Raw genomic sequence first — 24993 nt, forward strand, 5'->3', positions numbered from 1 at the left:
TGCTGGTTGGCCAAGACTGTCAAATAATGCGACGCATTTGCATTCTCGGGCCCTGATACGCCCGATCAGACATGGTCATAATCGACCACGACGCGCTCCGACGACGGCTTGGCCTGGCAGGTCAGGACAAAGCCCGCCTTCAGTTCCCAAGGCTCCAGCGAATAATTGATGTCCATCGGCGCCTCGCCCTCGACCAGCTTGGCGCGGCAGGTCGAGCACATGCCGCCCTTACAGGCGAACGGCAGATCGACGCCGGCGCGCAGCGCGGCATCGAGGATGGCCTCGTCTTCGGCGACCGGCACGTCGCGGCGCTTGCCGTCGATGATCAGCGAGGCGATCGCCTTCGGCGGCGCATCGGGTGCAACCGCTTTCTTCGGCCGCGGCTTGCCGCCGAATTCGGAGACGAAACGCTCGACATGAATGCGGTCTTCCGTGATGCCGAGCTCGCGGCAGGTCGTCTCGATATCCTCGCTCATGCCAAGAGGACCACAGATGTAGACATGATCGACACTTCCCGCCGGCACCAGCGAGCGCAGCAGCACCCTCACCTTGTCGCCGTCGAGCCGGCCATGCAGGATCGGGATGTCCTGGTCCTCGCCGGAGATGACGTGAAAGATCGAGAGGCGATCGATGAAGCGGTCCTTCAGCTCCTCCAGCGCTTCGAGGAACATGATGTTGTCGGTGGTGCGGTTGCCGTAGAACAGGAAGAAGCGGCTCTCCGGCTCGCGCGCGAGCACGCCCTTCACGATCGACAGGATCGGCGTGATGCCGGAGCCTGCGGCGAAGCCGACATGGATACGGCCTGCATCGGCGGGTGGAACCACGCCGAAGCGTCCGGTCGGCGTCATCACGTCGAGTTCGTCGCCGCATCTGAGGTCTTCGGCGGCCCAATTCGAAAACGCGCCGCCATCGACCTTCTTCACGGCGATGCGGATCTCGCCATCCTGCGGGCCGGAACAGATCGAATAGGAGCGGCGCACCTCTTCTCCGTCGAGCGTGGTGCGGAGCGTCAGGTACTGGCCGGGCGTGAAGGCATAGTCGCGGGCGAGTTCGCCCGGAATGGCGAAAGTCATCGAAACGGCGTCAGCCGCCTCGCGGCGGAGATCGTTGACGGCCAGGCGATGGAAGCGGGGTGCGGCTGCTGACATCAGAAATATCCTAGCTCGGTCTCACTGCCGTCATTGCGAGGAGCCCTTGCGACGAAGCAATCCAGACTGTCTCCGCGGAGGTAATCTGGATTGCTTCGCTTCGCTCGCAATGATGATGGAGTTGGCACGTGTGCGCTCAATGACACTTGAAATAGTCAAAAGGTTCGCGGCAGGACTTGCAACGCCACAGCGCCTTACAGGAGGTCGAGCCGAATTCGGAGAGCAGTTCGGTATTTTCAGAGCCGCATTGCGGGCACGCCACGGCTTGTTCGCCGAACAGCGCGCGGCGTGAGCTCGACGCCTGCGGCGGCGCGATGCCGTAGGCGCGCAGCTTTTGCCGGCCCTCCTCGCTCATCCAGTCGGTAGTCCAGGCCGGCGAGAGCACGGTGCGGACTTTTGGACGAGCAAAACCGGCGCGCTCCAGCGCCAGCTCGATCTCCAGTGCGATCATGTTCATCGCCGGGCAACCGGAATAGGTCGGCGTGATCGCAACCTCGACATGGTCGCCGGCCAGCACGACCTCACGGAGCACGCCAAGATCGGCGATGGTCAGGACCGGGATCTCCGGATCGACCACGCTCGCGGCGGCATCCCAGGCGCGCCGGCGCAACTCGCTGTCGCGGTCTAGCACCGTCACCATGTCAGCCCCGGAAAGGTGCGCTGCATCGATTGCAGCTCGGACAGGAGATGACCAAGATGCTCGCTGTGCCGGCCCGCGCGGCCGCCCTGCTGCATCCAGTCGTTCTGCGGCAGGATCAGCGTGGCCTCGTGTGCGACGTCGGACAGCGTCTGCAACCAGCGACCGCGCAAGGGCCCGGGGTCGACAGCGATTCCGGCATGGATCAGCGCGCGCTCGCCGTCGTCGACGGCAAACATCTCGCCGGTGAAGGCCCAGAGGTGATCGATCGCAGCTTGCGCGCGCGTGTGGCTCTCCTCGGTGCCGTCGCCGAGCCGGATGAGCCACTCCGAGGCGTGGCGCAGATGATAGGCGCTCTCCTTCTCCGACTTGGCGGCAATCGCGGCCAGCGTCGTATCGCGCGAGCTCATCATGGCGCGCCAGTGGAGGTCGGCGAAGGCGGAATAGAAGAACTGCCGCACCAGCGTCTGGGCGAAATCTCCGTTGGGCTGCTCGACCAGCAGCAGATTGCGGTACTGCCTGACGTCGCGCAAGTAAGCGAGCTTGTCCTCGTCGTTATCCCCGCCTTCGGCCTTGGCGGCGTAGCTGTAGAGTTCACGTGCCTGGCCGATCAGGTCGAGCGCGATGTTGGAAAGCGCCATGTCCTCTTCCAGCATCGGCGCGTGCCCGCACCATTCCGACAGCCGGTGGCCCAGGATCAGCGCGTCGTCGGCGCGGCGCAGCGCGTAGAGCACCAGCGGCGTTTCGGAGACCTCGATGTTCGCGGTCGCCATCACATGTGCCCCACTTCCTCGGGCACTTCGTAGAAGGTCGGATGCCGGTAGATCTTCGATTCCGCCGGCTCGAACATCATGGCCTTCTCGGCGGGGTCGCTCGCCGTGATCGCGCTCGACGGCACGACCCAGATCGACAGGCCTTCGCCGCGGCGGGTGTAGATGTCGCGGGCGGCCTGCAGGGCCATGGTGGCGTCGCTCGCATGCAGCGATCCCACATGCTTGTGCGCGAGACCGTTCCGGCTGCGAATGAAGACTTCCCACAGCGGTGTATTCGGCGTGGCCATCTCGAACTCCCTATTCCGCAGCTTGCGCGGTCTGACGCTGCGCGCGCTTCGCCGCATAGGCTGCGGCCGCCTCGCGCACCCAGGCGCCCTCCGCATGGGCCTTGCGGCGCGCGGCCATGCGGTCGCGGTTGCACGGGCCGTTGCCGGCGAGCACCTGCTTGAACTCGGTCCAGTCGATTTCGCTGTAGCGCCAATGACCGTCGGCATCCTGCGTCATGCCGGGATCGGGAATGGTGAGGCCGAGATATTGCGCCTGCGGCACGGTGGCATCGACGAACTTCTGGCGCAGCTCGTCATTGGAGAAGCGCTTGATCTTCCACTTCGTCGAGGCGTCGCTGTGCTGGCTGGTCGCATCGGGCGGACCGAACATCATCAATACCGGCCACCACCAGCGGTTCAGCGCATCCTGCGCCATCGCCTTCTGCTCGTCCGAGCCGCGGCACAGCGTCAGCATGATCTCGTAGCCCTGGCGCTGGTGGAACGACTCCTCCTTGCACACCCGGATCATCGCGCGCGCGTAGGGCCCGTATGAGCAGCGGCACAGCGGAATCTGGTTCATGATCGCCGCGCCATCGACCAGCCAGCCGATGGTGCCGATGTCGGCCCAGGTCAGCGTCGGATAGTTGAAGATCGAGGAATACTTCGCCTTGCCCGCGAGCATGGCGTCGACCAGCTCCTCGCGCGAGGAGCCGAGCGTCTCGGCGGCGGCGTAGAGATAGAGGCCATGACCGCACTCGTCCTGCACCTTGGCGAGCAGCGCGGCCTTGCGGCGCAGCGTCGGCGCGCGCGTGATCCAGTTGCCTTCCGGCAGCATGCCGACGATTTCGGAGTGGGCGTGCTGGGAGATCTGGCGGGTGAGCGTCTTGCGATAGGCCGCCGGCATCCAGTCGTTCGGCTCGATGCGCTCCTCGGCATCGATCCGGGCCTGGAATTGCGCAGCCTCGGCGGCGTCCTCGAGACCGCGGTCGTCGGCCTCGGCCGTGTTCAGCGCCTGGGTATACATGCGCATCCTCCCGATTTATTGGGAGGCAATATATAACAAAAATTACTTCATGCAAGATATTTCTGTAACATAAAGATCAGGCGCCGAACCTCCGTTCCAGCAGCTTTCGCGCGGGCGGCAACGGCCCTTTTTCATTGGTTCCGTGACCATCAAGCCATTGCTCCGACGGCGCGAGCAGCGCGCGATAGATCTGGCCGCAGAGCTCACGCGCCGCCCTGCCCGGCCAGTCCGCCGGCAACAGGCCTTCAGGCAGCAGCGGATCGCGCAGGACGACGCGGCGGTAATGGTGGATCAGGAGGATTCGCGCGGTGAAGGCCTCGGCCTCGGACAGATCCGCCCCACGCGCAATCGCGGCGCGCAGCGGCTCGAACGTCTTCATGAATTTGAGATAGGCATCCGCGGTGCGCTGCAGCGGCCAGCTCGCGCTGAGCAGACGGCGGCCGCTGTCGTCCTCGGCCGAGACTTCGAGGCGGATCGCGCCCGCGGCTTCATCCGGCACCGGCACACCCGACGGCGCGACCCAGACGCCCGGCAGCGGACTGCCGAAACCGGCGTTGCGCAGCGCTTCGCGCGAAGCGTCGCGGTCCTCGCCATTGCCGATCAGGAGCAGCTCGAAGCGCCCGGTCCAGTCGGACGGCGGCGGATCGTAGATGTGGCGCGTCGCAGCCTCGAAGGTCTGGCGCCCTTTGTCGGCCAGCCGATAGAAACTGTTGCGGCCGACCTTCTCGCGCGTCAGCCAGCCATCGGCTGCAAGCCGCGACATCGCGGTCCGCACCACGCCGCTGTCGATATCAAGGCTTTCGAAGAATTCCAGCAGCGTGCCGAGCCACACCACACCGCCGCGGGGCACGATGGCATCGCCGAACACCGTGATGACGATGGAGCCGGTGCGGGAAGGCTCGCGCTTGAGCTGGTCGATGATGCGGGAGAGCGGATGCGCCATGCGGCAGGCTTAGCGCGTTTGGTGCGGGCGCGACAATGGATGGAAACGACGGTCGTCTCTTCTCCTTCTCCACGCTTGCGGGGAGAAGGTCGGGATGAGGGGGAGCCTCCGCGCATTCGGTGAGAGTTGGACTCGCGGAGAGCCCCCCTCACCCGCCACGCTTCGCGTGTCGGCCTCTCCCCGCACGCGGGGAGAGGCGAAGGAAGAGCTTACCGATGCGGATCGGGATAGGCCAGGCTACGCCAGCCGCTGCGGTCGAACGGGCGCCACTGGCCTTCCTTCTGCGCGAGGCGATCGGCGACCGCATAGACCACGGCGGGATGATGACCCATGCCGCAATGGCTGCTCTCGACCTCGATGCTCTCGGTCTGCGCGCCGGTCTTCTCCATGCAGCCCTGCCAGGCGCAAACGCCGTCGGTGCGGCTGAAGATGGCGGTGGTCGGCACCGGCGGAGGAGCGGCAAGATCGCCGCCGAACCGCGGATCGACCTCATCGGACTTCCGTCCGCTCGCCCATTCATAGACCCGCCAGGCATTGGTCGAACGGGGGTCGCCCGCAAACGGGCTGCCGAGCGTGATCACCTGGCGCACGCGCTCGGGCATCATCTTGGCGAGCTGGCGCGCATAGAGGCCGCCCAGGCTCCAGCCCACCAGACTGATCTTGCGGCCATGGGTGTCGCCGAGCTCCTGGACCAGGTCCACCATCGCGTGCTGCACGCCGTCGCGCAGGCCGTAATTGCGGCCCTGCCGCCAGCCGCTCACGGCGTAGCCCTTGCTGGTCAGGAATGTGCGCAGCGCGCGCGTGGACGCATCGGAGGCCACGAGGCCCGGCAGCACCAGCACCGGATGCCCATCGCCGCGCGGCGCCAAGCTCAGCAGCGGCAGCGCGCCGAGAAAGGCACCGAACTCGTGGATCGCGCGCCCTTCCAGAAACATCAGGGTACGGGACGGCGGACGCAGCGTCTGGGCAGTAACGGTCATCAATGTTTCCCTTGAATGTTTCTCTTGGAAAGAAGACGCCGGCGGCGATGCCGGGAATGGGCATGAATTCCAATACGCCGGCTTCTTGATCGTTCCGCAGCGCAACATGAATCAGCTAGGCGGCCGGTCCCGACATTCAAGCGGGAGAGATGCGGGGCGACAATAGGCCAGCGCGTTAATGCTAACGGCCGTGACGCAAAAGTCACAGCAATCGGAGCAGGAATTCTACGGAGTAGAGCGCGAGCCCGGCGAGCCCGCCGATCAGGGAGCCATTGAAGCGGATGTATTGCAGGTCTCGTCCGATGTTGATTTCGATCAGCGAAATCAGCTGCGCCATGTCCCACGCCTTGACCTGGTCGGAGATGAAGATCGAGACGCCACTCTTCTGGTCGGCGACGAAGCTGCGCAGCACCGTCACCAGCCCCTTGTTGATCTCGCCGCGCAGCTCGGCGTCGCCGGCAAGCGCATCGCCCGCGGAGACGAACATGCCGGCGAGATGATGCTGGAGCACCTGCGTCTCGCCGCTCGCGCTGCGCTCGATGAAGGAGCGCGTGTTGGCCCAGACGGTGCGAGCAAGATCGGCAAGTTCCGGCCGCGCGAGGAGATCACGCTTCAAGCCGGCGATGCGGTCGATATAGGCCTGGTCAGTGCCGAGCCGGTCGACGAAGCTCAGCACCATGCGGTCGAATTCGCCGCGGAAGGGATGCTTGGGATCGCTGCGCACCTCGTTGAAGAAGGCGGTCGCAGACGCCACGATCTTGTTCACCAGAAACTTGTCGGCACGGTAGAGCCGCAGCAGGGTCGGCAATTCCGCGCGCACCTTCTCGCGGATCATCCCCATCGTCTCTTGCTGGTTCAGCGTCTCGTGCATCACGCGCAGGAGATCGTCGAACAGGATCTGATGGCGCCCCTCCGCCACGAAGCCGCGCAAGGTGCCGGCCGCGAGCGGCGCAAGGTCGATGGCCTGGAGCTGCGAGGACATGCGGCGGATGATGAAGGTCATCAGGCCCGAGCTCTCCGTCGCCGAGACGGCCTCCGGCAGCAGGCGCAGCGCGAAGCGCGCGAGATCATCGCTGCGCTTGCGGTCGCGCAGCCAGTCGGCGACGAAGGAGCCGAAATCGATCTCCTTCAGCTTGGCCTCGACGGGACCCGCCTCGAGGAAATGCACCTGGATGAATTCGCCGAGCTTGTCGGCGATGCGGGCCTGGTTGCTCTGGATGATCGCGGTATGCGGGATCGGCAGGCCGAGCGGTCGCTTGAACAGAGCGACCACGGCATACCAATCAGCAAGCCCGCCGATAGTCGCGGCCTCCGCGAAAGCGGCGATGAAACCGAAGATTGGGTGCACGGGCAGCAGCCATTTCGCGACGACGAACAGCGCCAGCGTCGAAGCCAGTACCAGGGTCGCCAGCGCCTTCACGCGGCGCAGCTCGGCCGCGCGTTCGGCATCGCCGGGGGTGTCTAAGGAGAAGGTAGCGGGCGAGGTCATCACTGCGTCACAGTACTCGTCATTGCGAGCGAAGCGAAGCAATCCAGAATCTCTCCGCGGAAAGACTCTGGATTGCTTCGTCGCAAGGGATCCTCGCAATGACGGCAGCGCAAAAAACAAAGGCCCGCCGAAGCGGGCCCCAAATTTCAGTTTGCACTCAGGAACGCCGGATCAGGCGGTCTTGTTGTAGACCTTGGCGAAATTGTCCTGAGCGGACTTCGCACCGTTGGCGGCGAGCTTGCCGAAATAGTCGGCGGTCGCCTTGGCACGCGAGACGAACACTTCGCCGCGGGCGCGGAGCAGACCCGACTGGATCTCGACGGCTTCGCTGACCGACTTGGCGGAAGCGAGCTTGTCGATGCCGGCGAAGAACGCCTGAGCGTCGTCATAGATCGCCTGCTGGATGTTGCGGCTGATCTTGCCGGCCTCGGCGACGGATTCGGTCACCGCGTTCTCGACGGCGGCGGTCACTCGCTCGGAGCCCGCGAAAGCCTCGGCAGCGCGGTCCTTGGCGGTGTTGGCGGTCTTCTTGACGAATTCGCGGGCAGCCTCGGGAACTTCCAGATTCTGGATGTTCTTGAAAGCGTCTTTGAAGCCCTCGAAAGCGGTGTTGGTTTCGGTGGTCATGGGGTTCTCTCCATCCTCAATGGTTTTGAGCTATGGGCTCACCCCGTCCTCGATGGCCCGGGGCATGTCCTATATGGCATAGTTAATTGTGCGATGCAATATTCGTATTGCATCGCATCATCACGAAATCGTGATCCGCTTAACGGGAGGCACGATGATGCCTTTTGTGCCCATAGGAGTTCCCACCCGCGCCTAGTGCTGGACAGCGCCCGGCAGCCCATAGGCCTCCATCTGGGCCTGAACCTGCGCGATGTTGTGGCCGAGCACCACGATGTCGTGGGTCTTGCCGTCGACGTCGCGGACGTGGTCCCGCAGCAGGGCCTCGGCCTTGAAGCCGAGGCTCTCGAACAGGGCGATCGCCGACTGCTGGTCGACCGTCATCTGGACCGAGAGCTTTTCCAGGCCCGCGCCGAGTGCGAGCGCGAAGGTTTCCTGCGACAGCGCCCGCCCCACCCCCTTCCCGCGGACATCCAGCGAGACCACCATGCGGATCTCGCCGACATGGGGCGACCAGGAATGGGGATCGCGCACCAGCGTGCCGCAACCGACGACCTTTCCGTCATTGATCGCGAGCAGGCTCGTGATGGCGCCGCGCTCGATCTCCTTGACCCAGGCCGATAGCACCTTGGGCTCGCTGATATTGCGCGGCAGGAACAGCAGATCATGGGTCGGCAGGCCCTTGCCGAAAGCGAGCACCGCGGCTTCGTCCGCAGGCGCCATCAGGCGGATCTCGATCTCGCCGGCGTCGGTCTTGACGTGCCGCGGATAGGAACGTTGCTCGCTCATGTCGATCTCTTCCCCAGCCAGGAATCCAGTTTCGGCCACAGCCGCTTGACGGCGTTGGCGCCCGCGACAAGCGAGACGTGACCGCCCTTCAGCATCACCTCTTCCTTGTCCGTAGACCCGATCTTCGCAATCAGGTGTTTTGCGGCCTCATACGGCACGATGTGGTCGTGCTCGGCGACGGCGTGCAGGATGGGCACCTTGATGTTCTCGAGCTTCGCCGCGCGGCCGCCGACCGACATGGTGTCGTTGAACAGCTTGTTGTCCCACATCAGGTCCTTGGTGATGGTGCGGAAATATTCGCCCGCGAGCGGCAGCGTGTCGGTCGCCCAGCGGTCGAACATCCGGTAGGACTTGACGAACTCGTCGTTCCAGATGTTCTCCCACAGCTGGATCTGGCTCACCGTGCGCGAGGCGGGGCGCAGCATCTCGAACGAGGACAGGATCATCTCCGGCGGCACGTTGCCGACGCTGTCGACGAGACGATCGACGTCGAAATAGCGGCGATCCGAAAAATTCGAAAACAGCTTCATCTCGCGGAAGTCGATCGGCGTGGTGAAGCAGATCAGATTCTTCATCGGCCCGTCCCTGTGGATCGAGCCGTAGAGCAGCGACAGCACGCCGCCGAAGCAATAGCCGATGACGGAGACGTCCTGCTCGCCGGAATCGGCCTGCACGCGGCGGACGCAGTCCGGAATGAAGTCGAGGACATAGTCCTCCATCCGCAGGCTCTTCTCTTCCGGCCGCGGAGCACTCCAGTCGAGCATGTAGACGTCGTAGCCGCGCTTGAGCAGGAACTCGATGAAGCTCTGGCCGGGCACGAGGTCGAGAATGTAGCCACGATTGGTGGTCGCCATCACGATCAGCACCGGGACGCGGTAGATCTCGTCCGACATCGGCCTGTAGTGATAGAGGCTCATCGTGCCGCGCGAATGCAGCACGTCCTTCGGCGTCGAGCCGAGCGAAGGGCCCGAGGTCGAGAAATACTCGACGCCCTTGATGCTGCGCTGGATGGCGCGCTGCACCTCGGTCTGGATGCGCTCCGGGATGGAGGCGAGATCAAGTCCTGCCGGCGCGTTCACGTTTTTCCTCCGTTCTCGGAGGGCGGCTGCTTCGTCCGTGGCGGCCGCGGCGTCGCGTCAAACCCCTGGGAGATGCCTGAACGTGCGGCCATCTGGCTCAGCATCGACTTCATCTCGCCGATCTGGGCTTCGATGGACTGCAACCGTTCCGCAAGACCGGTGACCTGCTCCCGGCTCGGCAGGTTCATCGTGACGAGATATTTCTCCATGAGTTCGCCGAGCTGCTTCTGAGCACCTGCAGCAACTCCGCCCGCGCGATTCATCGCCTGTGAAAACTCGGGCGACGACATGGCCTGGTTGGCGAAGGAGTTGAACCCCTTCTCCATCTCGCCCACCATCTTCTGCCACATGGCAACGGGATCATTGGTCTTGTCGGTCATCGGCGTCCTCCTGCTATCGAGAGCTGCGATGCCCTTCTTTTTCGCCATACCACACCGTTGCGCGATGCCGGTCAACCGGCGCGACGCAAGGTGCGGCGCACACGGCTTCTTTGCCGCGTGAAACCATGCGATACAGCATTGACCAGCAGAGAGGGAACGCACCGTGACCGCCCATCAGCCGCCCCAGACCGTCCGCGCCAACGGCATCGACATCTGCTACGAGATTTTTGGCAACGACAACGCCGAGCCATTGCTGCTGATCATGGGGCTCGGGGCGCAGATGATCCACTGGGACGATGCGTTTTGCGAGCAGCTTGCCGCACGTGGCTTCCGCGTGATCCGCTTCGACAATCGCGACATCGGCAAGTCCAGCCATCTCACCGGCGGCAAGCGCTTGACGCCGCTCGAGCTGCTGAAACTGCGCTTCTTCAGGATTCCGGTCGCTGCGACCTACAAGCTGATCGATATGGCAAGAGACACGGTCGGACTGATGGATGCGCTCGGCATCAAGTCGGCGCATCTCGTCGGGGCGTCGATGGGCGGCATGATCGCGCAGGAGGTGACGCTGTCGTTTCCGCACCGCGTCCGCTCGCTGACCTCGATCATGTCGACGACGGGCAATCCGCGTGTGCCACCGCCGACCCGCGAGGCCGCCGCGATGCTGATGGCGCCACCACCGCGCAGCAAGGAGGAATACATCGTGCGTTACGGCCAGACCTGGAAGGTGCTGCGCGCCGGACATTTTCCGGAAGAGGAAGCGCTCGACCCCGAGCGTGCCGAGCGGGTGTTCGCGCGCGGCCTCAATCCCGCCGGCGTCGGCCGGCAGCTTCGCGCCGTGCTGGCCTCCGGCAGCCGCAAGGAACGGCTGCACGCCGTGACCGCGCCGACACTGGTCATTCATGGCACCGTGGATCCGCTGGTGCGCCCCGAGGGCGGCAAGGACACGGCGGCGTCGATCCCGAATGCAAAGCTGTTGATGATCGACGGCATGGGCCACGCACTGCCGATGCGCTTCTGGCAGGAGATCATCGACGCCATCGACAAGCACGCGCACGGCGCGGCCGCCAAAGCAGCTTAAGCCTTCTTCGCGATCCAGATCACGTGACGCGCGCCGCCGCCTCGTCCGGTGGCGCGGACCGCGGCTTCGTTGACCTCGAAGCCGGCGCGCTTGAGGCGCTTGGTGAAGGCCGGATTGGGTCCCGACGACCAGACGGCGAGGACGCCACCCGGCCGCAGCGCCGTCTTGGCCGCCGCCAGTCCGCTTGCACCATAGAGCGCGTCATTGCCCTTGCGGGTCAGCCCTTCCGGCCCATTGTCGACATCGAGCAAAATGGCGTCGAAGGCCGAGCTCTTGGCACGGATGACTTCGCCGACGTCGATTTCCCGGATGCTCACCCTGACATCATCCAGGCTGTCGCCGAAGACCTCGGCCATCGGCCCGCGCGCCCAGGCGACCACCGCGGGCACCAGCTCGGACACCACGATCTTTGCCTTGGGCCCGAGCACCGTGAGCGCGGCACGCAGCGTAAAGCCCATGCCGAGGCCACCAATGAGGATAACGGGCTTGGCGATGGTCTCGATCTGCTTCGCCGCGAGTGTTGCAAGCGCAGCTTCCGAGCCGGACAGGCGATTGTTCATCAGCTCGTTGGTGCCGAGCTTGATGGAGAACTCCTTGCCCCGCCGCATCAGGCGGAGCTCCTCGTCGGAGCCGGGGATCTTGGCGGTGTCGAGCTTTTCCCAGGGAATCATGGGGCGACGTTTAGCACGATCAGGCGAACAATCACCCACCCGCCCAGACGTCCAGCACATACCGGTTCGTCGTGCCCATCTCCTCGATCCAGCGTGCGCTGGCGGCGGCGTCGCTGCCGCTCTTCTCGCGGTGGATCGCGACCAGCGCCGCCTTCACGTCGGGCTCCATCTTGCCGCCGTCGCCGCAGACATAGATGATCGCGCCCTGCTCGATCAGCGGCCAGACCTTGTCCTTCTGCGCGGCGAGCACGTGCTGCACGTAGGTCTTCGGCCCGTCGGCGCGCGAGAACGCCGTGAACAGCTCGGTGATCCCGCTTGCGGCCAGCGCCTTCAGCTCCTCCGCGTAGAGAAAATCCTGATCGGGATGGCGGCAGCCGAAGAACAGCATGGATGGCCCAAGGCTGGCGCCCTTTGCCTTGCGCGCCGCGCGCTCCTGGAGGAAGCCGCGGAACGGCGCGAGCCCGGTGCCGGGGCCGATCATGATGATCGGCACCGACGGATCGTCGGGAAGCCGGAAGCCGGCCTTGGTCTCGCGCACGGTCGCATAGACCGCATCGCCCGCACGGCGATTGGCGAGATAGTTCGAGCAGATGCCTTTGTAGGTGCCGCGCCCCGACGCCGCCGGGCCTTCGACCACGCCGACCGTGATGCTGCAGCGCGCGAAATCCACCGACGGCGAGGACGAGATCGAATAATAGCGCGGCGCGAGCAGCGAGAGCATCTCCAGATAGGCGTGGAATGGCAGTTCGCAGGCGGGATATTCCAGCAGCAGATCGAACACCGATTTGCGCTTGGCCAGGATCTCGCTGCGGTAACGCTCGAGCGTTTCGGCCTCCTCGCCGACGAAGCCCAGCAGCTTCGGCTTGGTGACCGGGCAGCGCGTATGATCGGCCATGATCTGGATCTGCTTGCGCGTCGCCACCTGCTGCAGCTCGACGAACTCGCTGAGCAGGCGTCCGACCGACACCGCCTCGCCGACCGGCAATTGGGCGCGGCGGCCTTCTGCGACCTGAAGCCTGATCTGGTCAGCCGGCAGGAAGCCGAAGCGTCGGGCGACCGAATCCACCAGCGTCGGATCGTTGCGCGGGACGACGCTGAGGTGGTCGCCGACGCGGTAGCTGACATTCGCCGGCAGCTGCACCTCGATATGGCGCGTCGAGCGCTCCGACGGGTTGGGCCCAGCCTTGTTCTGAAGCTCGTCGTTGGCGAGCACCTTCATCGCCACCGCACCGCCCTGGGCGACGATGGTATTGATCGCGGTCACCGCCACCGGCTCGATCGCGTAGAGCGGATCGTCCTCCGCGGTGCGGGTGAAGTTCCAGTCGATGCCGAATTCCTTGGTCGCGACCTGCGCCGCCGCCGGGAACCACTTCTGGAACTGACCGTCGAGATCGCTGCGCGCATCGCCCTCGCCGCGCGGATAGACCGCGCGCGCGCCATGCGCCGACAAATGCTCATCGATCAGGCGCGGCACCGATTGATAGGTCGCGGCCCAGTCGCTGTTGCCGCAACCGAACACGGCGTAGCGGACCCCGGCAAAGGCATCTGTCGGCAAGTCGCTGCCGAGCCATTTGACGAACTGCGTCGCATTGTCGGGCGGGGCGCCGTTGTAGGAGGCGCAGATGATCAGCACGCCGCCCTCCTGCGGCAGCTTGCCGACGTAATCGTCGAGCGGGCCGAGATGCACGGCAAAACCGTTGATCTCCGCAAGATCGGCCATGCGCGTCGCCAGCTCTTCCGCGGTGCCGAGGTTCGAGCCGTACAGCACCAGCATCGGCGTGTTGTGGCCGGGCCGCGCGGTTGGCTGACGTGGCGCCTTCGGCGACGAAGCCACAGCCGCAATCGGCCCGCCATAGGCACCACGCTCGCGATTGGCGCGTGGACGCACCCTGATCTTGAAGCCTTCCGGCTTCATCGTCAGGGTTTCCTTCAAATGCATCTGGTAGCGCTGATGGTCGATCAGCTTGAAGCGCTGCAGGATCATGCCGAGCGCGAGCGCGGCCTCGTGCATGGCAAAGCCACGGCCGATGCAGGCGCGCTGGCCGTTGCCGAACGGCTTCCAGGCATTGATCGGCCGCTTGGCCTCGGCTTCCTTGCTGAAATTCTCGGGATCGAAGGCGTCAGGATTCGGTCCCCACACGGAGGGATCCCGATGCAGCGCGGTCACCAGGATCGTGATGAAAGTGCCCTTGCGGAGCTTGTACTTCCCGCCGCCGATGGTCTCGTCGTTCAGCGGCGAGATGCCATAGGCCGGCGCCGGCGGCCACAGCCGCAGCGCCTCTTTCAGGATCTGCGTGATGTAGGTGAGCTGCGTCACCTGCTGGTAGGTCGGCTTGGCATTGACGTCGGGGCCGAAGACGCGATCGACCTCGTCATAGGCCTTCTTCAGGATCTCCGGGTGCTTGAGCAGCGCATAGAGCGTGTAGGACAAGAGGCCACTGGTGGTCTCGTGGCCCGCGATCAGGAAGGTGTTGATCTGGTAGCGGATGTTGACGTCGTCGAGCTGCTCGCCGGTCGAGCGGTCGACGCCGGTCATCATCGCGGCGAGCATGTCCTTCTTGTCGTCGATCCCTTCCGAGCTCTTGCGGCGCTCGGCGATGATCTCGTCGACCATCTTGTTCATGAAGGCGACGTCTTCGGCGAGCGTCTTGCGCCGCTTCTGCATCCAGAGCTGCTCGAACGGCAGCCCACGCGTCATCATGATGGTTTCGAGCGAGCGCACCAGCGACTCGACGAAGGGATGGTAGTCGCGCCGATAGAAGGAATTGAAGCGGTAATCGAAGCCGCACAGGCCGATCGTATCCAGCGTCAGCGCGGTCATGTCGTGGACCACGTCGATCTCGTCGTCGGCGTTGAGCCGCTCCCACTTCTGGACGAGCTGCTCGGCGATATCGACCATGCTCGGGTGATAGGATTGCATGGCCCGGTTGCCGAACGGCTGCAGCAGGATGTTGTGCGCCTTGCTCCAGTTCGGCTCCCTGGTATCCGCCGTGAACAGGCCGTCGCCGCCGACCGCACGCACGCGCCGCAGCGCGCCACGCACCGTCTTGTCGAAACGTTTCTCGTCGGAGATTTCGTCGACGAGATCGTGGCCGGAGACGACGACGATCGGCGAGCCCATCATGTCGAGCCAGAAGATCGGACCGAGCTCCTTGGCAAGCCGCGTCAAATGCTGCACGGGCGCTGCCGAGTCCAGCGACAGCATGTTGCCGACCACGGGCTTGGTCGGCGGCTGCGGAATCGGATCCAGACGGTTCTTGGATGACATCGAAATGTAGTCCCCCTGCCTCAATGTCGTCATTTCGAGCGAAGCAACGCAATCCAGAAATATATCCGCGGAGATAGTCTGGATTGCTTCGTCGCTTCGCTCCTCGCAATGACGTGTTCGCGATGACGAGCGCTAGCCAAACCGCCTTCTACGCCATTCGATCAGCTTGGCGCTGACCTCTTCCGGCTTCTCCTGCTGCGTCCAATGGCCGCTGTCCTTCACCAGATATTTCTCGAGATCGCCGATCAGTTTCTCCATGCCGTCGGCCGCCGAGGGCGGCAGTACGGCATCGCTCTCCGCCATGATCATCAGCGACGGCACATGGATGTGATGGTCCAGCCCCTTCGCGCGCTCCCAGTTGCGGGTGAAATTGCGGTACCAGTTGATGCCGCCGGTGAAGCCGGTCCTGGTGAAGGTGTCGACGAACACTTTCTTCTCGTCGGCCGACAGGATCGGCGTGCGCGGATCGACCTTGGCATCGTAGGCCGCGATCATCTGCGGAAAGGCCAGATTGGTTTTGGCCGAGGCGCCAACGCCGGCGATCGGCGGCTCCTCGGGCTTTGCCGGCGGCCGCGCCAGCGGCTTGCGCATGAAGGCATCGAAAGTCTGCTCGACCCGGCTGCCGAAGATCCGGTCCGGCTCGCGCGCGGGATCCTGGAACTGGACGATGTACATCTGGTCGCCGAAGCGCTGGCGGAACAGCGCGATCGGGTCGATCGGCGCGCGGTCCCAATGCGGGGTGTTGACGCCGACCACGCCGGCGACGCGCGAGGGATGCCGCAGCGGCATCTGCCAGACCACGAAGCCGCCCCAGTCGTGACCGACGAAGATCGCCTTATCGATGTTGAGATGATCGAGCAGTCCGACGAGATCGCCTGTCAGATGCTCCATGTCGTAGGCCTCGACCGGCTCCGGCCGGTCGGTCGCGCCATAGCCGCGCTGGTCCGGGGCGATCACCCGGATGCCGGCGTCGCTGAGCGCCTTGATCTGATGACGCCAGGAGAAGGCGAGCTCGGGCCAGCCGTGACACAGCACCACTGGCGGCTTGTCGCCGACGGGACCCGCCTCGTAGTAGCCCATGCGGATTCCGTTCGTCTGAACGAACTTGAGCGGCGGCATTTCAATCATCACGAGGTCCCTATTCCGCAGCGCCCTTGATGTCCGCGGCCGGCGGCGCGTAGGCCGCCTCCAGCGCGGCGAACTCCTCCGGCAGCATGTCGCACATCACCTGCACATGCGGAATGATGTTGGCGCCGACGATGAAGCCGAAATCGAGCTGGTCGCGATAGCTCTGCACGGTGATGTTGAGCGCCTGCCCATGCGTCGAGATCGAGACCGGGAAGATGTGCAGGAGCTCGGCGCCGGCAGCATAAAGCGTCTGCCGCGGCCCCGGCACGTTGGACACCGTGATGTTGGCGGCCGGCGGCAGCACGTCGGACAGGTTCGACCGGCTGTAGAGCAAAGCCAGGATCTGCACCATGATCGGCGCGCCCAGCATCGAGATGTTCGAGACCTGGGGCATCAGCGCGCGCAAGGGATGCGACATCTCCTTGGACTTCGTCGACTGCGCGATGATGGCCTCCAGCCGCGCCTTGGGATCGTCGACATTGGTCGCGATCGCGCAGATCATGCCGAACACCTGGTTATTGGCCTCGGTGTTGCCCTCCTCGCGCAGCGAGATCGGCACGGCGGCGGTCAGCGATTTTGCCGGCAGCGTACCGTATTGCTGCAAATAGCGACGAACCACGCCGGAGGCGAGCGCCAGCACGACGTCGTTGAGCTTGCCGCCGGCGAGCTTCGCCAGCGCCTTCGCGCGCGACAGCGAAATTGACACACCGGCGAAGCTTCGCTCCGACGAGATGGTCTTGTTCAGCATGGTCGGCGGCGACACCATGCTGGCGAGGCTCTCGCGCGACTTGGGATCGGAGACCTTGCCGAGCACCTCCGACACGCTCTTGACCATGGTCGGGATATTGCCCGCAAAGCGCACCGCGCTTTCGATCTGGTACATCGCGTTGTCGAACAGGATCGAACCGATGTCGCTCTTGCCGGTGCGCGGCAATTGCAGGTTCTGCGCGGCCTTGCCGGCATCGAGCGGCTGGTTGAACAGCTGCTGGTAGGAATCCAGGAGGTTCGCCGCGATGTCGCGCGGCTCCTGTCCGGGCTTAGCTCCGGCCGCCGGCGGATCGACCTGCCGCGGGATCGGCGAAATGTCGTAGATCATGTTGGTCAACGCCGCGCCGGCGCCGCCGTCGATGGCGGCATGGTGCATCTTGGAGTAGAGCCCGACCTCGTTGTCCTTCATGCCCTCGAACACGTAGAACTCCCAGAGCGGGCGGGCGCGGTTGAGCAGCTTGGCATGCATCCAGCCGACGATGCGCTCGAGCGTGGCGCGGTCGCGCGGCTGCGGCAGGCTGGCGCGGAAAATATGGCGGTCGATGTCGAACTGGTCATCCTCGACCCAGGAGGGATGGTCGATGTCGAGCGGCGCCTTCTCCAGCCGCGCTTTGAGGATCGGCGCGATATGCAGGCGCGAGACGATCATCGCCTTGAAGTCTTCGAAGAAGTCGCCCTTGTAGTCGTCGGGCAGGCGAAAGATCGCCATGCTGCCGACATGCATCGGCATCTCCGGCGTTTCCAGATAGAGAAATGATGCGTCCAGCGACGACAGCTTCTTACCGTCAGCCATAGTTCCCTCCGCTACCTATTCTGACGGGCGCCTTTGCCGGCGCTTCTCGTCAGGCCGATATTGCCTGCTCGGGCGGGGCATATGCAATGGCAAACGGCCCTGCCCGGTCAAATGGCGAGAACTCTCCTTCCGGTTGAGCCAGCCGGTCCGCCACGGCCCATAGCGCTGCGGGGTTCACCCCGAGCCCGATATGGCTCGCCAGGAGCACTTCGATGTTCTCGGCCCGATCGGAGGGACGGAGCAGACAGGTCCGCCAGTTCACGACGCCGTCGGCACGCGAGTAAATCGACGTCGCCGGCACCGGCAAATCGCCGGCAATCGCCTCGCGCGCCTCTGCAAGATCCTCGACCCGTTCGCCGGACAGCGCCTCGTAGAGGCGCGTGGCGTTGGTCGCCCGCACGTCGTTGGCAAACGGGCTGCCGAGCGTAACGACATAGCGAACCATGTCGGGTGCCCAGAGCGCGAGATCGCGGGCATAGACGCCGCCGAGGCTCCACCCGACGAGGCTGACCTTCCGTCCGCTTGCGCGATGGATCTCGCCGAGACGGGCGCGCAGAGCATCCCGCATCCGCCCAAGCCCGCCCAGATTGCGGCCCATCCGCCAGGCCTGCGCGTCGTAACCGAGCTCGCTGAGATAGCGGCGCATCGGCGCCATCGAGAGGTCGCTGGCGAGGAAGCCCGGCAGCGCCAGCACCGGATGGCCGTCGCCCCGCGGCGCCCGCATCAGGATCGGCGACAGCAGCAGGCTTGCATTGAGCTCGAACAGGCCGCGGGCTTCGGCCAGCAGCAGGCCGAGACCCGGCGGACGAAGCCGGCCCGTCTCTGCCCCCTCCGGCCCGGGCGACACTATTATTTCTTCTTGTCGCTGCTGCGCGTGCCGCCGAGGCCGGCCATGGTGACGAACATGTCCTGGAAGCGCTCGGCGATCTTCGGATCGAAGGTGAACCAGCTCTGGATCAGCGATTCCGGCGAGACCTTCTCGATGTTGCTGAGCACCTGCTGCTGCAGCTTGTCCATCACGGCCGTTTGCATCGGCGCCACATCGGGCAGACCGAAGAACTGGCGGGCCTCAAGGGGGGTGCAGTCGATTTCAATGTTAACTTTCATGTCCCCTCCGGATGAGATTCGAGCGGCCTGACGGAGTATCGCCGCGAGTTGTGGTGCGACGCAAGCGACCAGATGCAGGCGCGATGTGACCCGTCCTGCAATCCGCCGATATGGTCAACCAAAGTCGAAGGGGGAGATCCCCCATGCCCGGTGGCGCGGTCAGCATTGCTGCACAGCGGTGCAACTTGGCGCGTTCCTTGCTGGAATGGCGCTTGCACCGGTCGATAACTCTGGGCAACATGGATCGATCGGCCGGCCGAACAATCAAAAACCACCGGCATGGCGGTGTGGAGAGGGTCAAGAATGTCAGTAAGTCGAAGTCTGTTTGCGGCGACGCTCGCCGGTGTGCTCGCGTTGGCGGCTTCGCCCGCGTCGAGCCAGACGCTGCGTTATGCCAACCAGGGTGATCTGAAGTCGCTCGATCCCTATACGCTCAACGAGAGCACCACCCACGCCCATCTCGGTCACGTCTATGAAGGCCTCACGGCGCGCGACGCGAACCTCAAGATCATTCCAGGGTTGGCGGAAAGCTGGGAAACGCCGGAGCCCACCCGCTGGCGGTTTCATTTGCGCAAGGGCGTGAAATTCCACAACGGCGATCCCTTCACCGCCGATGACGTGCTGTTCTCCGCCGATCGCGTCCGCAAGAAGGGGTCCAACATGCAGACCCGGCTTGCGCCCGACGTCAAGGTCGTCAAGGTCGACGACTACACCGTCGACTTCGTCCTGCCTTCACCCAATCCCATCCTGCACAACTCGTGGGATGTCTGGTACATCATGGACAAGAAATGGGCCGAGGCGAACAACGTCGTCGACCCGACTCCGGTGGCGGCGACCACGCCCAGTTACGCCTCGCTGCACGAGAACGGCACGGGTCCCTTCATCATCGAAAGCCATCAGCCCGGCGTGAAGACGGTGTTCAAGGCCAACCCCAATTACTGGGGCAAGATGGAAGGTAATCTGAAGGAGATCATCTTCACCCCGATTGCCTCCGACGCCACCCGTGTCGCCGCACTGCTTTCCGGCGAAGTCGACGTCATCGAGCCGGTGCCGATCCAGGACATCTCCCGCGTCGATTCCAGCCCGAATGCCCAGGTGCTGAAGGGGCCGGAGTTGCGCACTATCTTCATCGGCTTCGATCAGACCCGCGACGAGCTGCTCTACTCCAACGTCAAGGGAAAGAACCCGTTCAAGGACGTCCGCGTCCGCGAGGCCTTCTACAAGGCGATCGACATCGAGCTGATCAAGACGCGCGTGATGCGCGGGCTGTCGACGCCGTCCGCGTTGATGATCGCACCGGAGCTTTTCGCGCTGTCGAAGGAGTTCACCCGGCCGAAATTCGATCCTGACGGCGCCAAGAAGCTCCTGACCGAGGCCGGCTACCCCGACGGCTTTGAGGTCACCATGGACTGCCCGAACGATCGCTACGTCAACGACGCCGCGATCTGCCAGGCCGTCGTCGGCATGCTTGCCCGCATCGGCGTCAAGATCAATCTGCTGGCGCAGCCGAAGGCGCAGTACTTCGCCAAGGTGCTCAAGCAAGGCGGCTACCAGACCTCGTTCTATCTCCTGGGCTGGACGCCGAGCACGATGGACTCGCACAACGTGCTCTACGACATCATGGGCTGCCGCGACGATGCGAAATCCTCGCGTGGCGAGGCCAATCTCGGCGGCTATTGCAACAAGGAGTTCGACGCCATCACCGACAAGGTGCTGGTCGAGACCGACACTGCCAAGCGCAACCAGCTGATCAAGCAGGCCTACGAAATCAGCATCAAGGACTGGGGCTACATCCCGCTGCACCAGCAGGCGCTGGCCTGGGGCGTATCGAAGAAGGTCAAGCTACCTCAGCGCGCCGACAATCTGGTCATGTTCCGCTGGGCAACCAAGCAGGAATAGCGTCGCTTGAACACGAGGTCCCGGCGGCGTGAGGCTTCCGGGACCTTTCCTTTTTCGACTGACAAAGACGTCGGCCGTACGTACACCCAAGGAAAGTGGAAGGCATGCTCGCTTTCACGCTTCGCCGCGCCGTTCAGGCCATCGGCGTCATGTTCGCCGTCGGCATCATCGCCTTCTCGATGTTCCGTTTTGCCGGCGACCCCGTCAACCAAATCGTCTCGATCGATACGTCGGCGGCCGAACGCGAGGTCGTGCGCAAGTCGCTGGGCCTCGACGACCCGGTGCCGGTGCAGTTCGTGCGCTATTTCGCCGACGCTGCGCAGTTCAAGTTCGGCGTCTCCTACCAATTCCGCCAGCCGGTCTCGACGCTGTTGATGGAACGGATGCCCGCAACTCTGGAACTCGCAATCTGCGCCACCGTATTTGCGATGGTGTTCGGCATCCTGATGGGCGTCTATTCGGCACTTCGGCGCGACACCCTGCTGGCCAAATTATTCCAGGCGGTTTCGCTGGTCGGCATCTCGCTCCCGACTTTCCTGATCGGCATTCTGCTGATCTACCTGTTCGCCGTGACGCTCGGCTGGTTGCCCTCGTTCGGCCGGGGTGAGGTGGTCAAGCTCGGCTGGTGGAGCACGGGCCTGCTCACGCTGTCGGGGCTGAAGGCATTGATCATGCCCTCGATCACGCTCGGCCTGTTCCAGATGACCCTGATCATGCGGCTGGTTCGCGCGGAGATGCTGGAAGTGCTGCGGACCGACTACATCCGCTTTGCCCGCGCCCGGGGGCTCACCACGCGTGCCATCCATTTCGGCCACGCACTGAAGAACACGCTGATTCCCGTGATCACGGTGGCCGGGCTCCAGTTTGGCTCGGTTATTGCATTTTCGATCATCACCGAAACCGTGTTCCAATGGCCGGGCATGGGACTTCTGTTCGTGCAGGCCGTGCAAAACGTCGACATCCCGATCATGGCCGCCTACCTGCTGATGGTTTCGCTGATCTTCGTCACCATCAACCTGGTGGTCGACATCCTCTACACCGTGGTCGATCCGCGCCTGCGCGCGACCGTCGGCCGCGCCACATAAGGCAGCCCTGCATGTCCGACGCAGTCGCCTCCAATCCCGACAAGCCGAGCGCTCCGCCCGCGCATGCCGGCCGCAGCTGGCTGAGCCGCGCGCTCGACAGCGACATCTTCTATTCGTTCCGCCGCTCCAAGCTGACCATGGTGGCGGCGGCCATCACCGTACTGTTCTTCCTGCTCGCGATCTTTGCCTCCGCACTCGCGGTGCAGAACCCGTTCGATCCGGCGCAGCTGCAGTTGATGAACTCGCGCATCTCGCCGCTGTGGACCGCCGACGGCCAGAGCCCGTTCCTGCTCGGCACCGACGAGCAGGGCCGCGACGTGTTCTCCGCCATCCTCTACGGCATGCGCATCTCGCTTGCCGTCGGCGTCGCCGGCGTGATCTTCGCCGGCGCACTCGGCATCGCGCTCGGCCTGATCGCAGGCTATTTCGGCGGCGCAGTCGATGGCGTGATCATGCGGATCGCCGACGTCCAGCTCACCTTCCCCGCCATCCTGATCGCGCTGCTGGTGAACGGCATCGCCAAGTCGATCTTCGGCAACCGGCTGGATGCCACCAGCATGCTGGTGGTGCTGGTGATCTCGATCGGCCTGAGTTTCTGGGTAGGCTATGCCCGGACGGTGCGCGGCTCCGTAATGGTCGAGAAGAACAAGGACTACGTGGCCGCTGCGCAGCTGATCGGCCTGCCCGCACCGAAGATCATGCTGCGGCACGTGCTGCCCAACACGATGGGCCCGATCCTGGTGATCGCCACCATCAACCTGGCGCTCGCCATCATCACCGAGGCAACGCTCTCGTTCCTCGGCGTCGGCCTGCCTGACACCATGCCCTCGCTGGGCACGCTGATCCGCATCGGCAACAATTATCTATTCGCCGGCGAATGGTGGATCGTCGCCTTCCCTGGCCTGGCGCTCGCCGGATTGATCCTGTCGATCAATTTGCTCGGCGACTGGCTGCGCGACGCGCTCAACCCGAAACTCCGATAAGCAACATGTCGACGAATACGCCTCGCTCATGACCGAACCCATCCTCTCCGTGCGTAACCTTCAGGTGGAGTTCGCCTCCCGCCGCGGCACACTGCGCGCCATCGACGGCGTCTCCTTCGACATCGCCAAGGGCGAGGTGCTGGGCGTGGTCGGCGAATCCGGCGCCGGCAAATCCGTCACCGGCCTTGCCGTGATCGGCCTGATCGACCCGCCCGGCCGCATTGCCGGTGGCGAGATCCGTCTCGCCGGCCAGCGCATCGACAATCTGCCGCCGGAGCAGATGCGCCGCATCCGTGGCAAGCGGATCGGCATGATCTTCCAGGACCCCCTCACCTCGCTCAATCCGCTCTACCGGGTCGGCGACCAGATCGTCGAGACCATCAGGACCCATTTGAACCTGTCCGAGACGGCGGCCCGCCGCCGCGCCATCGACCTGCTGGCCGAGGTCGGTATTCCCGCGCCGGAAAAGCGCATCGACGGCTACCCGCACGAATTCTCCGGCGGCATGCGCCAGCGCGTCGTGATCGCACTCGCGATCTGTGCCGAACCCGAGCTGATCATCGCGGACGAGCCGACCACTGCGCTCGACGTCTCCGTGCAGGCGCAGATCATCTCGCTGATCAAGCGGCTCGGCCGCGACCACGGCACCGCCGTGATGCTGGTGACCCACGACATGGGCGTGATCGCGGAGACCTCGGACCGCGTCGCGGTGATGTATGCTGGCCGTGTCGCCGAGATCGGTCCGGTCCAGGACGTCGTCAGAAATCCACTGCATCCCTACGCCAAGGGCCTGATGGGCGCGATCCCGACGCTGGCCGGCGACGACAAGCGCCTGCAGCAGATCCCGGGTTCGATGCCGCGCCTCTCGGCGATCCCGCGCGGCTGCTCGTTCAATCCGCGCTGCGCCTCCGCCTTCGACCGCTGCCGGGTCGAGCGGCCGGAGCCGTTGCCACGGGGCGCACAATCGGTCGCCTGTCATCTCTATGACGACGTGCCGGCGGAGAGCGCGGCATGAGCACGCCCTTCGTCCAGGCGACAAATCTGCGCCGCGTGTTCGACGTCTCGAAGCCCTGGCTCAACCGCGTACTCGAGGGCGGGCATCTCGAATATCTCAAGGCCGTCGACCACGTCACCTTCGACATCAGGAAGGGCGAGACGTTTGCGCTGGTCGGCGAGTCCGGCTCCGGCAAGACCACGGTCGCTCGGATGGTCGTCGGCCTGCTGCCGCCGAGCTCCGGCGACGTCCTGATCGACGGCGTCTCGATGACCGATCCGCGGCAGGCGCCGGCGCGCCGCAAGCTGCGCCGCCGCATCCAGATGATCTTCCAGGATCCGTATGCGAGCCTGAATCCGCGTTTTCGCGTCGATGCCATCATCTCCGAGCCGATACGCGCCTTCGACCTGATCCAGGGCGAGCGCGACATCCAGGCCCGCGTCGGCGAGCTGCTCACCCTCGTCGGCCTGCATCCCGACGACCGGCTGAAATTCCCGCACGAGTTCTCCGGCGGCCAGCGCCAGCGTATCGCGATCGCGCGGGCGCTCGCCTCCGACGCCGAATTCATCGTCTGCGACGAGCCGACCTCGGCGCTCGACGTCTCGGTGCAGGCTCAGATCCTCAACCTGATGCGCGACCTCCAGGACAAGTTCGGCCTGACCTACATGTTCATCAGCCACAACCTCGCCGTGGTCCGCCACATGGCGAGCCGCGTCGGCGTGATGTATCTCGGCCGCATCGTCGAGATCGCGGAGGGACGCGAGCTGTTCGCCAATCCGCGCATGCCCTACACCAAGATGCTGCTCGGCGCCGTGCCCGATCTTGCCATGAGCGGCCGCCAGCGCATTCCGGTGAAGGGCGAGATCCCGAACCCGATCAACCCACCCCCCGGTTGCGCCTTCAATCCGCGCTGCCCGCTGGCATTCGATCTCTGCCGCAAGGAAACTCCGGAACTGATCGACGGTGTCGCCTGCCACGCAGTTAACACCGCGCCGGTCCCAGCGTGACGCGCGCGTGCCATGCGGCCTGCGCATTTGGCATCCCAGCATCGGCTGTGATCAATTGCGCGCGCCGCAAGTGAGGTGAC

Annotated in this window: 24 protein-coding genes; 6 read left to right on the forward strand and 18 right to left on the reverse strand. The window is 64.6% G+C overall.

Going from position 1 to position 24993, the window contains the following annotated elements:
- Positions 1–65: 65 nt before the first annotated feature.
- The 12 genes from paaE to Q0743_RS31135 all read right to left on the reverse strand — a co-directional run bounded on the left by paaE (position 66) and on the right by Q0743_RS31135 (position 10132).
- On the reverse strand, positions 66–1148 hold the full coding sequence (paaE, locus tag Q0743_RS31080) for a 1,2-phenylacetyl-CoA epoxidase subunit PaaE (RefSeq protein ID WP_298245235.1): 1083 nt from the start codon (positions 1146–1148) through the stop codon (positions 66–68).
- A 136-nt stretch (positions 1149–1284) separates the two neighbouring features.
- Entirely contained in the window at positions 1285–1788 is a 504-nt protein-coding gene (paaD, locus tag Q0743_RS31085; protein ID WP_298245236.1) for a 1,2-phenylacetyl-CoA epoxidase subunit PaaD, read from the reverse strand.
- Positions 1782–2558, reverse strand: coding sequence for a 1,2-phenylacetyl-CoA epoxidase subunit PaaC (paaC, locus tag Q0743_RS31090; RefSeq protein WP_298245237.1), 777 nt, complete (start codon positions 2556–2558; stop codon positions 1782–1784). The genes paaD and paaC overlap by 7 nt, the downstream gene beginning before the upstream one ends.
- The gene (paaB, locus tag Q0743_RS31095; RefSeq protein WP_063196222.1) at positions 2558–2845 is read right to left on the reverse strand and encodes a 1,2-phenylacetyl-CoA epoxidase subunit PaaB; all 288 of its coding nucleotides are present in this window, start codon (positions 2843–2845) and stop codon (positions 2558–2560) included. The genes paaC and paaB overlap by 1 nt, the downstream gene beginning before the upstream one ends.
- A 10-nt stretch (positions 2846–2855) precedes the next feature.
- A complete protein-coding gene (paaA, locus tag Q0743_RS31100) occupies positions 2856–3848 on the reverse strand; it encodes a 1,2-phenylacetyl-CoA epoxidase subunit PaaA (RefSeq protein ID WP_298245238.1) in 993 nt (330 codons plus the stop codon).
- Positions 3849–3924: 76 nt separating this feature from the next.
- Positions 3925–4791, reverse strand: coding sequence for a phenylacetic acid degradation operon negative regulatory protein PaaX (gene paaX, locus Q0743_RS31105; protein ID WP_298245239.1), 867 nt, complete (start codon positions 4789–4791; stop codon positions 3925–3927).
- A gap of 209 nt (positions 4792–5000) precedes the next feature.
- Positions 5001–5771 (reverse strand): alpha/beta hydrolase, encoded by a 771-nt coding sequence (locus Q0743_RS31110; protein WP_298245240.1) that lies wholly within the window; start codon positions 5769–5771, stop codon positions 5001–5003.
- 202 nt (positions 5772–5973) lie between these two features.
- The gene (locus Q0743_RS31115; RefSeq protein WP_298245241.1) at positions 5974–7260 is read right to left on the reverse strand and encodes a DUF445 domain-containing protein; all 1287 of its coding nucleotides are present in this window, start codon (positions 7258–7260) and stop codon (positions 5974–5976) included.
- 171 nt (positions 7261–7431) lie between these two features.
- Entirely contained in the window at positions 7432–7887 is a 456-nt protein-coding gene (locus tag Q0743_RS31120; RefSeq protein ID WP_298245242.1) for a phasin, read from the reverse strand.
- A 192-nt stretch (positions 7888–8079) separates the two neighbouring features.
- On the reverse strand, positions 8080–8673 hold the full coding sequence (locus tag Q0743_RS31125; RefSeq protein WP_298245243.1) for a GNAT family N-acetyltransferase: 594 nt from the start codon (positions 8671–8673) through the stop codon (positions 8080–8082).
- Complete coding sequence (locus Q0743_RS31130) at positions 8670–9752, reverse strand: alpha/beta fold hydrolase (protein ID WP_298245244.1); 1083 nt, start codon at positions 9750–9752, stop codon at positions 8670–8672. Before Q0743_RS31130 ends, Q0743_RS31125 begins: the two co-directional genes overlap by 4 nt.
- Positions 9749–10132 (reverse strand): hypothetical protein, encoded by a 384-nt coding sequence (locus Q0743_RS31135; RefSeq protein ID WP_298245245.1) that lies wholly within the window; start codon positions 10130–10132, stop codon positions 9749–9751. Before Q0743_RS31135 ends, Q0743_RS31130 begins: the two co-directional genes overlap by 4 nt.
- Positions 10133–10295: 163 nt before the next feature.
- On the opposite strand from Q0743_RS31135, the gene Q0743_RS31140 reads away from it, so the two are divergent.
- Positions 10296–11210 carry an alpha/beta hydrolase gene (locus tag Q0743_RS31140; protein ID WP_298245246.1) on the forward strand — a complete coding sequence of 305 codons (915 nt, stop codon included), beginning with the start codon at positions 10296–10298 and terminating at the stop codon, positions 11208–11210.
- Here the strand turns inward: Q0743_RS31140 and Q0743_RS31145 are convergent.
- From Q0743_RS31145 to Q0743_RS31170, 6 genes are all read right to left on the reverse strand, one after another.
- Positions 11207–11881 carry a spermidine synthase gene (locus Q0743_RS31145; RefSeq protein WP_298245247.1) on the reverse strand — a complete coding sequence of 225 codons (675 nt, stop codon included), beginning with the start codon at positions 11879–11881 and terminating at the stop codon, positions 11207–11209. The genes Q0743_RS31140 and Q0743_RS31145 overlap by 4 nt on opposite strands.
- 31 nt (positions 11882–11912) lie before the next feature.
- The gene (locus tag Q0743_RS31150) at positions 11913–15149 is read right to left on the reverse strand and encodes a cytochrome P450 (protein ID WP_298245248.1); all 3237 of its coding nucleotides are present in this window, start codon (positions 15147–15149) and stop codon (positions 11913–11915) included.
- Positions 15150–15281: 132 nt separating this feature from the next.
- Positions 15282–16277, reverse strand: a complete 996-nt coding sequence (locus tag Q0743_RS31155) for an alpha/beta fold hydrolase (protein ID WP_298245249.1) — start codon at positions 16275–16277, stop codon at positions 15282–15284.
- A gap of 10 nt (positions 16278–16287) precedes the next feature.
- The gene (locus Q0743_RS31160) at positions 16288–17838 is read right to left on the reverse strand and encodes a wax ester/triacylglycerol synthase family O-acyltransferase (RefSeq protein WP_298245250.1); all 1551 of its coding nucleotides are present in this window, start codon (positions 17836–17838) and stop codon (positions 16288–16290) included.
- Positions 17839–17887: 49 nt separating this feature from the next.
- A complete protein-coding gene (locus Q0743_RS31165; RefSeq protein WP_298245251.1) occupies positions 17888–18685 on the reverse strand; it encodes an alpha/beta hydrolase in 798 nt (265 codons plus the stop codon).
- Between the two features lie 2 nt (positions 18686–18687).
- A complete protein-coding gene (locus Q0743_RS31170; protein WP_097659465.1) occupies positions 18688–18945 on the reverse strand; it encodes a DUF6489 family protein in 258 nt (85 codons plus the stop codon).
- Positions 18946–19248: 303 nt separating this feature from the next.
- On the opposite strand from Q0743_RS31170, the gene Q0743_RS31175 reads away from it, so the two are divergent.
- From Q0743_RS31175 to Q0743_RS31195, 5 genes are all read left to right on the forward strand, one after another.
- A complete protein-coding gene (locus Q0743_RS31175; protein ID WP_298245252.1) occupies positions 19249–20844 on the forward strand; it encodes an ABC transporter substrate-binding protein in 1596 nt (531 codons plus the stop codon).
- Between the two features lie 104 nt (positions 20845–20948).
- Positions 20949–21929 carry an ABC transporter permease gene (locus tag Q0743_RS31180; RefSeq protein ID WP_298245253.1) on the forward strand — a complete coding sequence of 327 codons (981 nt, stop codon included), beginning with the start codon at positions 20949–20951 and terminating at the stop codon, positions 21927–21929.
- 11 nt (positions 21930–21940) lie between these two features.
- Entirely contained in the window at positions 21941–22912 is a 972-nt protein-coding gene (locus tag Q0743_RS31185) for an ABC transporter permease (protein WP_298245254.1), read from the forward strand.
- Between the two features lie 28 nt (positions 22913–22940).
- Positions 22941–23927 carry an ABC transporter ATP-binding protein gene (locus Q0743_RS31190; protein ID WP_298245255.1) on the forward strand — a complete coding sequence of 329 codons (987 nt, stop codon included), beginning with the start codon at positions 22941–22943 and terminating at the stop codon, positions 23925–23927.
- Positions 23924–24913 carry an ABC transporter ATP-binding protein gene (locus tag Q0743_RS31195; RefSeq protein ID WP_298245256.1) on the forward strand — a complete coding sequence of 330 codons (990 nt, stop codon included), beginning with the start codon at positions 23924–23926 and terminating at the stop codon, positions 24911–24913. Before Q0743_RS31190 ends, Q0743_RS31195 begins: the two co-directional genes overlap by 4 nt.
- Positions 24914–24993 lie beyond the last annotated feature (80 nt).

Origin of the sequence: uncultured Bradyrhizobium sp. (assembly GCF_936943645.1) — a bacterium.
In the GTDB taxonomy this organism is placed as follows: Bacteria; Pseudomonadota; Alphaproteobacteria; order Rhizobiales; family Xanthobacteraceae; genus Bradyrhizobium.

What these genes read in the sequence shown, in the direction of transcription:
- Q0743_RS31175 (WP_298245252.1), top strand. Translation starts at nt 19,249, where the DNA reads ATGTCAGTAAGTCGAAGTCTGTTTGCGGCGACGCTCGCCGGTGTGCTC.
- Q0743_RS31190 (WP_298245255.1), top strand. Translation starts at nt 22,941, where the DNA reads ATGACCGAACCCATCCTCTCCGTGCGTAACCTTCAGGTGGAGTTCGCC.
- Q0743_RS31170 (WP_097659465.1), bottom strand. Translation starts at nt 18,945, where the DNA reads ATGAAAGTTAACATTGAAATCGACTGCACCCCCCTTGAGGCCCGCCAG.
- Q0743_RS31160 (WP_298245250.1), bottom strand. Translation starts at nt 17,838, where the DNA reads ATGGCTGACGGTAAGAAGCTGTCGTCGCTGGACGCATCATTTCTCTAT.
- Q0743_RS31180 (WP_298245253.1), top strand. Translation starts at nt 20,949, where the DNA reads ATGCTCGCTTTCACGCTTCGCCGCGCCGTTCAGGCCATCGGCGTCATG.
- Q0743_RS31110 (WP_298245240.1), bottom strand. Translation starts at nt 5,771, where the DNA reads ATGACCGTTACTGCCCAGACGCTGCGTCCGCCGTCCCGTACCCTGATG.
- Q0743_RS31150 (WP_298245248.1), bottom strand. Translation starts at nt 15,149, where the DNA reads ATGTCATCCAAGAACCGTCTGGATCCGATTCCGCAGCCGCCGACCAAG.
- paaD (WP_298245236.1), bottom strand. Translation starts at nt 1,788, where the DNA reads ATGGTGACGGTGCTAGACCGCGACAGCGAGTTGCGCCGGCGCGCCTGG.
- Q0743_RS31195 (WP_298245256.1), top strand. Translation starts at nt 23,924, where the DNA reads ATGAGCACGCCCTTCGTCCAGGCGACAAATCTGCGCCGCGTGTTCGAC.
- Q0743_RS31185 (WP_298245254.1), top strand. Translation starts at nt 21,941, where the DNA reads ATGTCCGACGCAGTCGCCTCCAATCCCGACAAGCCGAGCGCTCCGCCC.
- Q0743_RS31120 (WP_298245242.1), bottom strand. Translation starts at nt 7,887, where the DNA reads ATGACCACCGAAACCAACACCGCTTTCGAGGGCTTCAAAGACGCTTTC.
- paaA (WP_298245238.1), bottom strand. Translation starts at nt 3,848, where the DNA reads ATGTATACCCAGGCGCTGAACACGGCCGAGGCCGACGACCGCGGTCTC.
- paaE (WP_298245235.1), bottom strand. Translation starts at nt 1,148, where the DNA reads ATGTCAGCAGCCGCACCCCGCTTCCATCGCCTGGCCGTCAACGATCTC.
- paaB (WP_063196222.1), bottom strand. Translation starts at nt 2,845, where the DNA reads ATGGCCACGCCGAATACACCGCTGTGGGAAGTCTTCATTCGCAGCCGG.
- Q0743_RS31145 (WP_298245247.1), bottom strand. Translation starts at nt 11,881, where the DNA reads ATGATTCCCTGGGAAAAGCTCGACACCGCCAAGATCCCCGGCTCCGAC.
- Q0743_RS31125 (WP_298245243.1), bottom strand. Translation starts at nt 8,673, where the DNA reads ATGAGCGAGCAACGTTCCTATCCGCGGCACGTCAAGACCGACGCCGGC.
- paaC (WP_298245237.1), bottom strand. Translation starts at nt 2,558, where the DNA reads ATGGCGACCGCGAACATCGAGGTCTCCGAAACGCCGCTGGTGCTCTAC.
- Q0743_RS31115 (WP_298245241.1), bottom strand. Translation starts at nt 7,260, where the DNA reads ATGACCTCGCCCGCTACCTTCTCCTTAGACACCCCCGGCGATGCCGAA.
- Q0743_RS31135 (WP_298245245.1), bottom strand. Translation starts at nt 10,132, where the DNA reads ATGACCGACAAGACCAATGATCCCGTTGCCATGTGGCAGAAGATGGTG.
- Q0743_RS31155 (WP_298245249.1), bottom strand. Translation starts at nt 16,277, where the DNA reads ATGATTGAAATGCCGCCGCTCAAGTTCGTTCAGACGAACGGAATCCGC.
- paaX (WP_298245239.1), bottom strand. Translation starts at nt 4,791, where the DNA reads ATGGCGCATCCGCTCTCCCGCATCATCGACCAGCTCAAGCGCGAGCCT.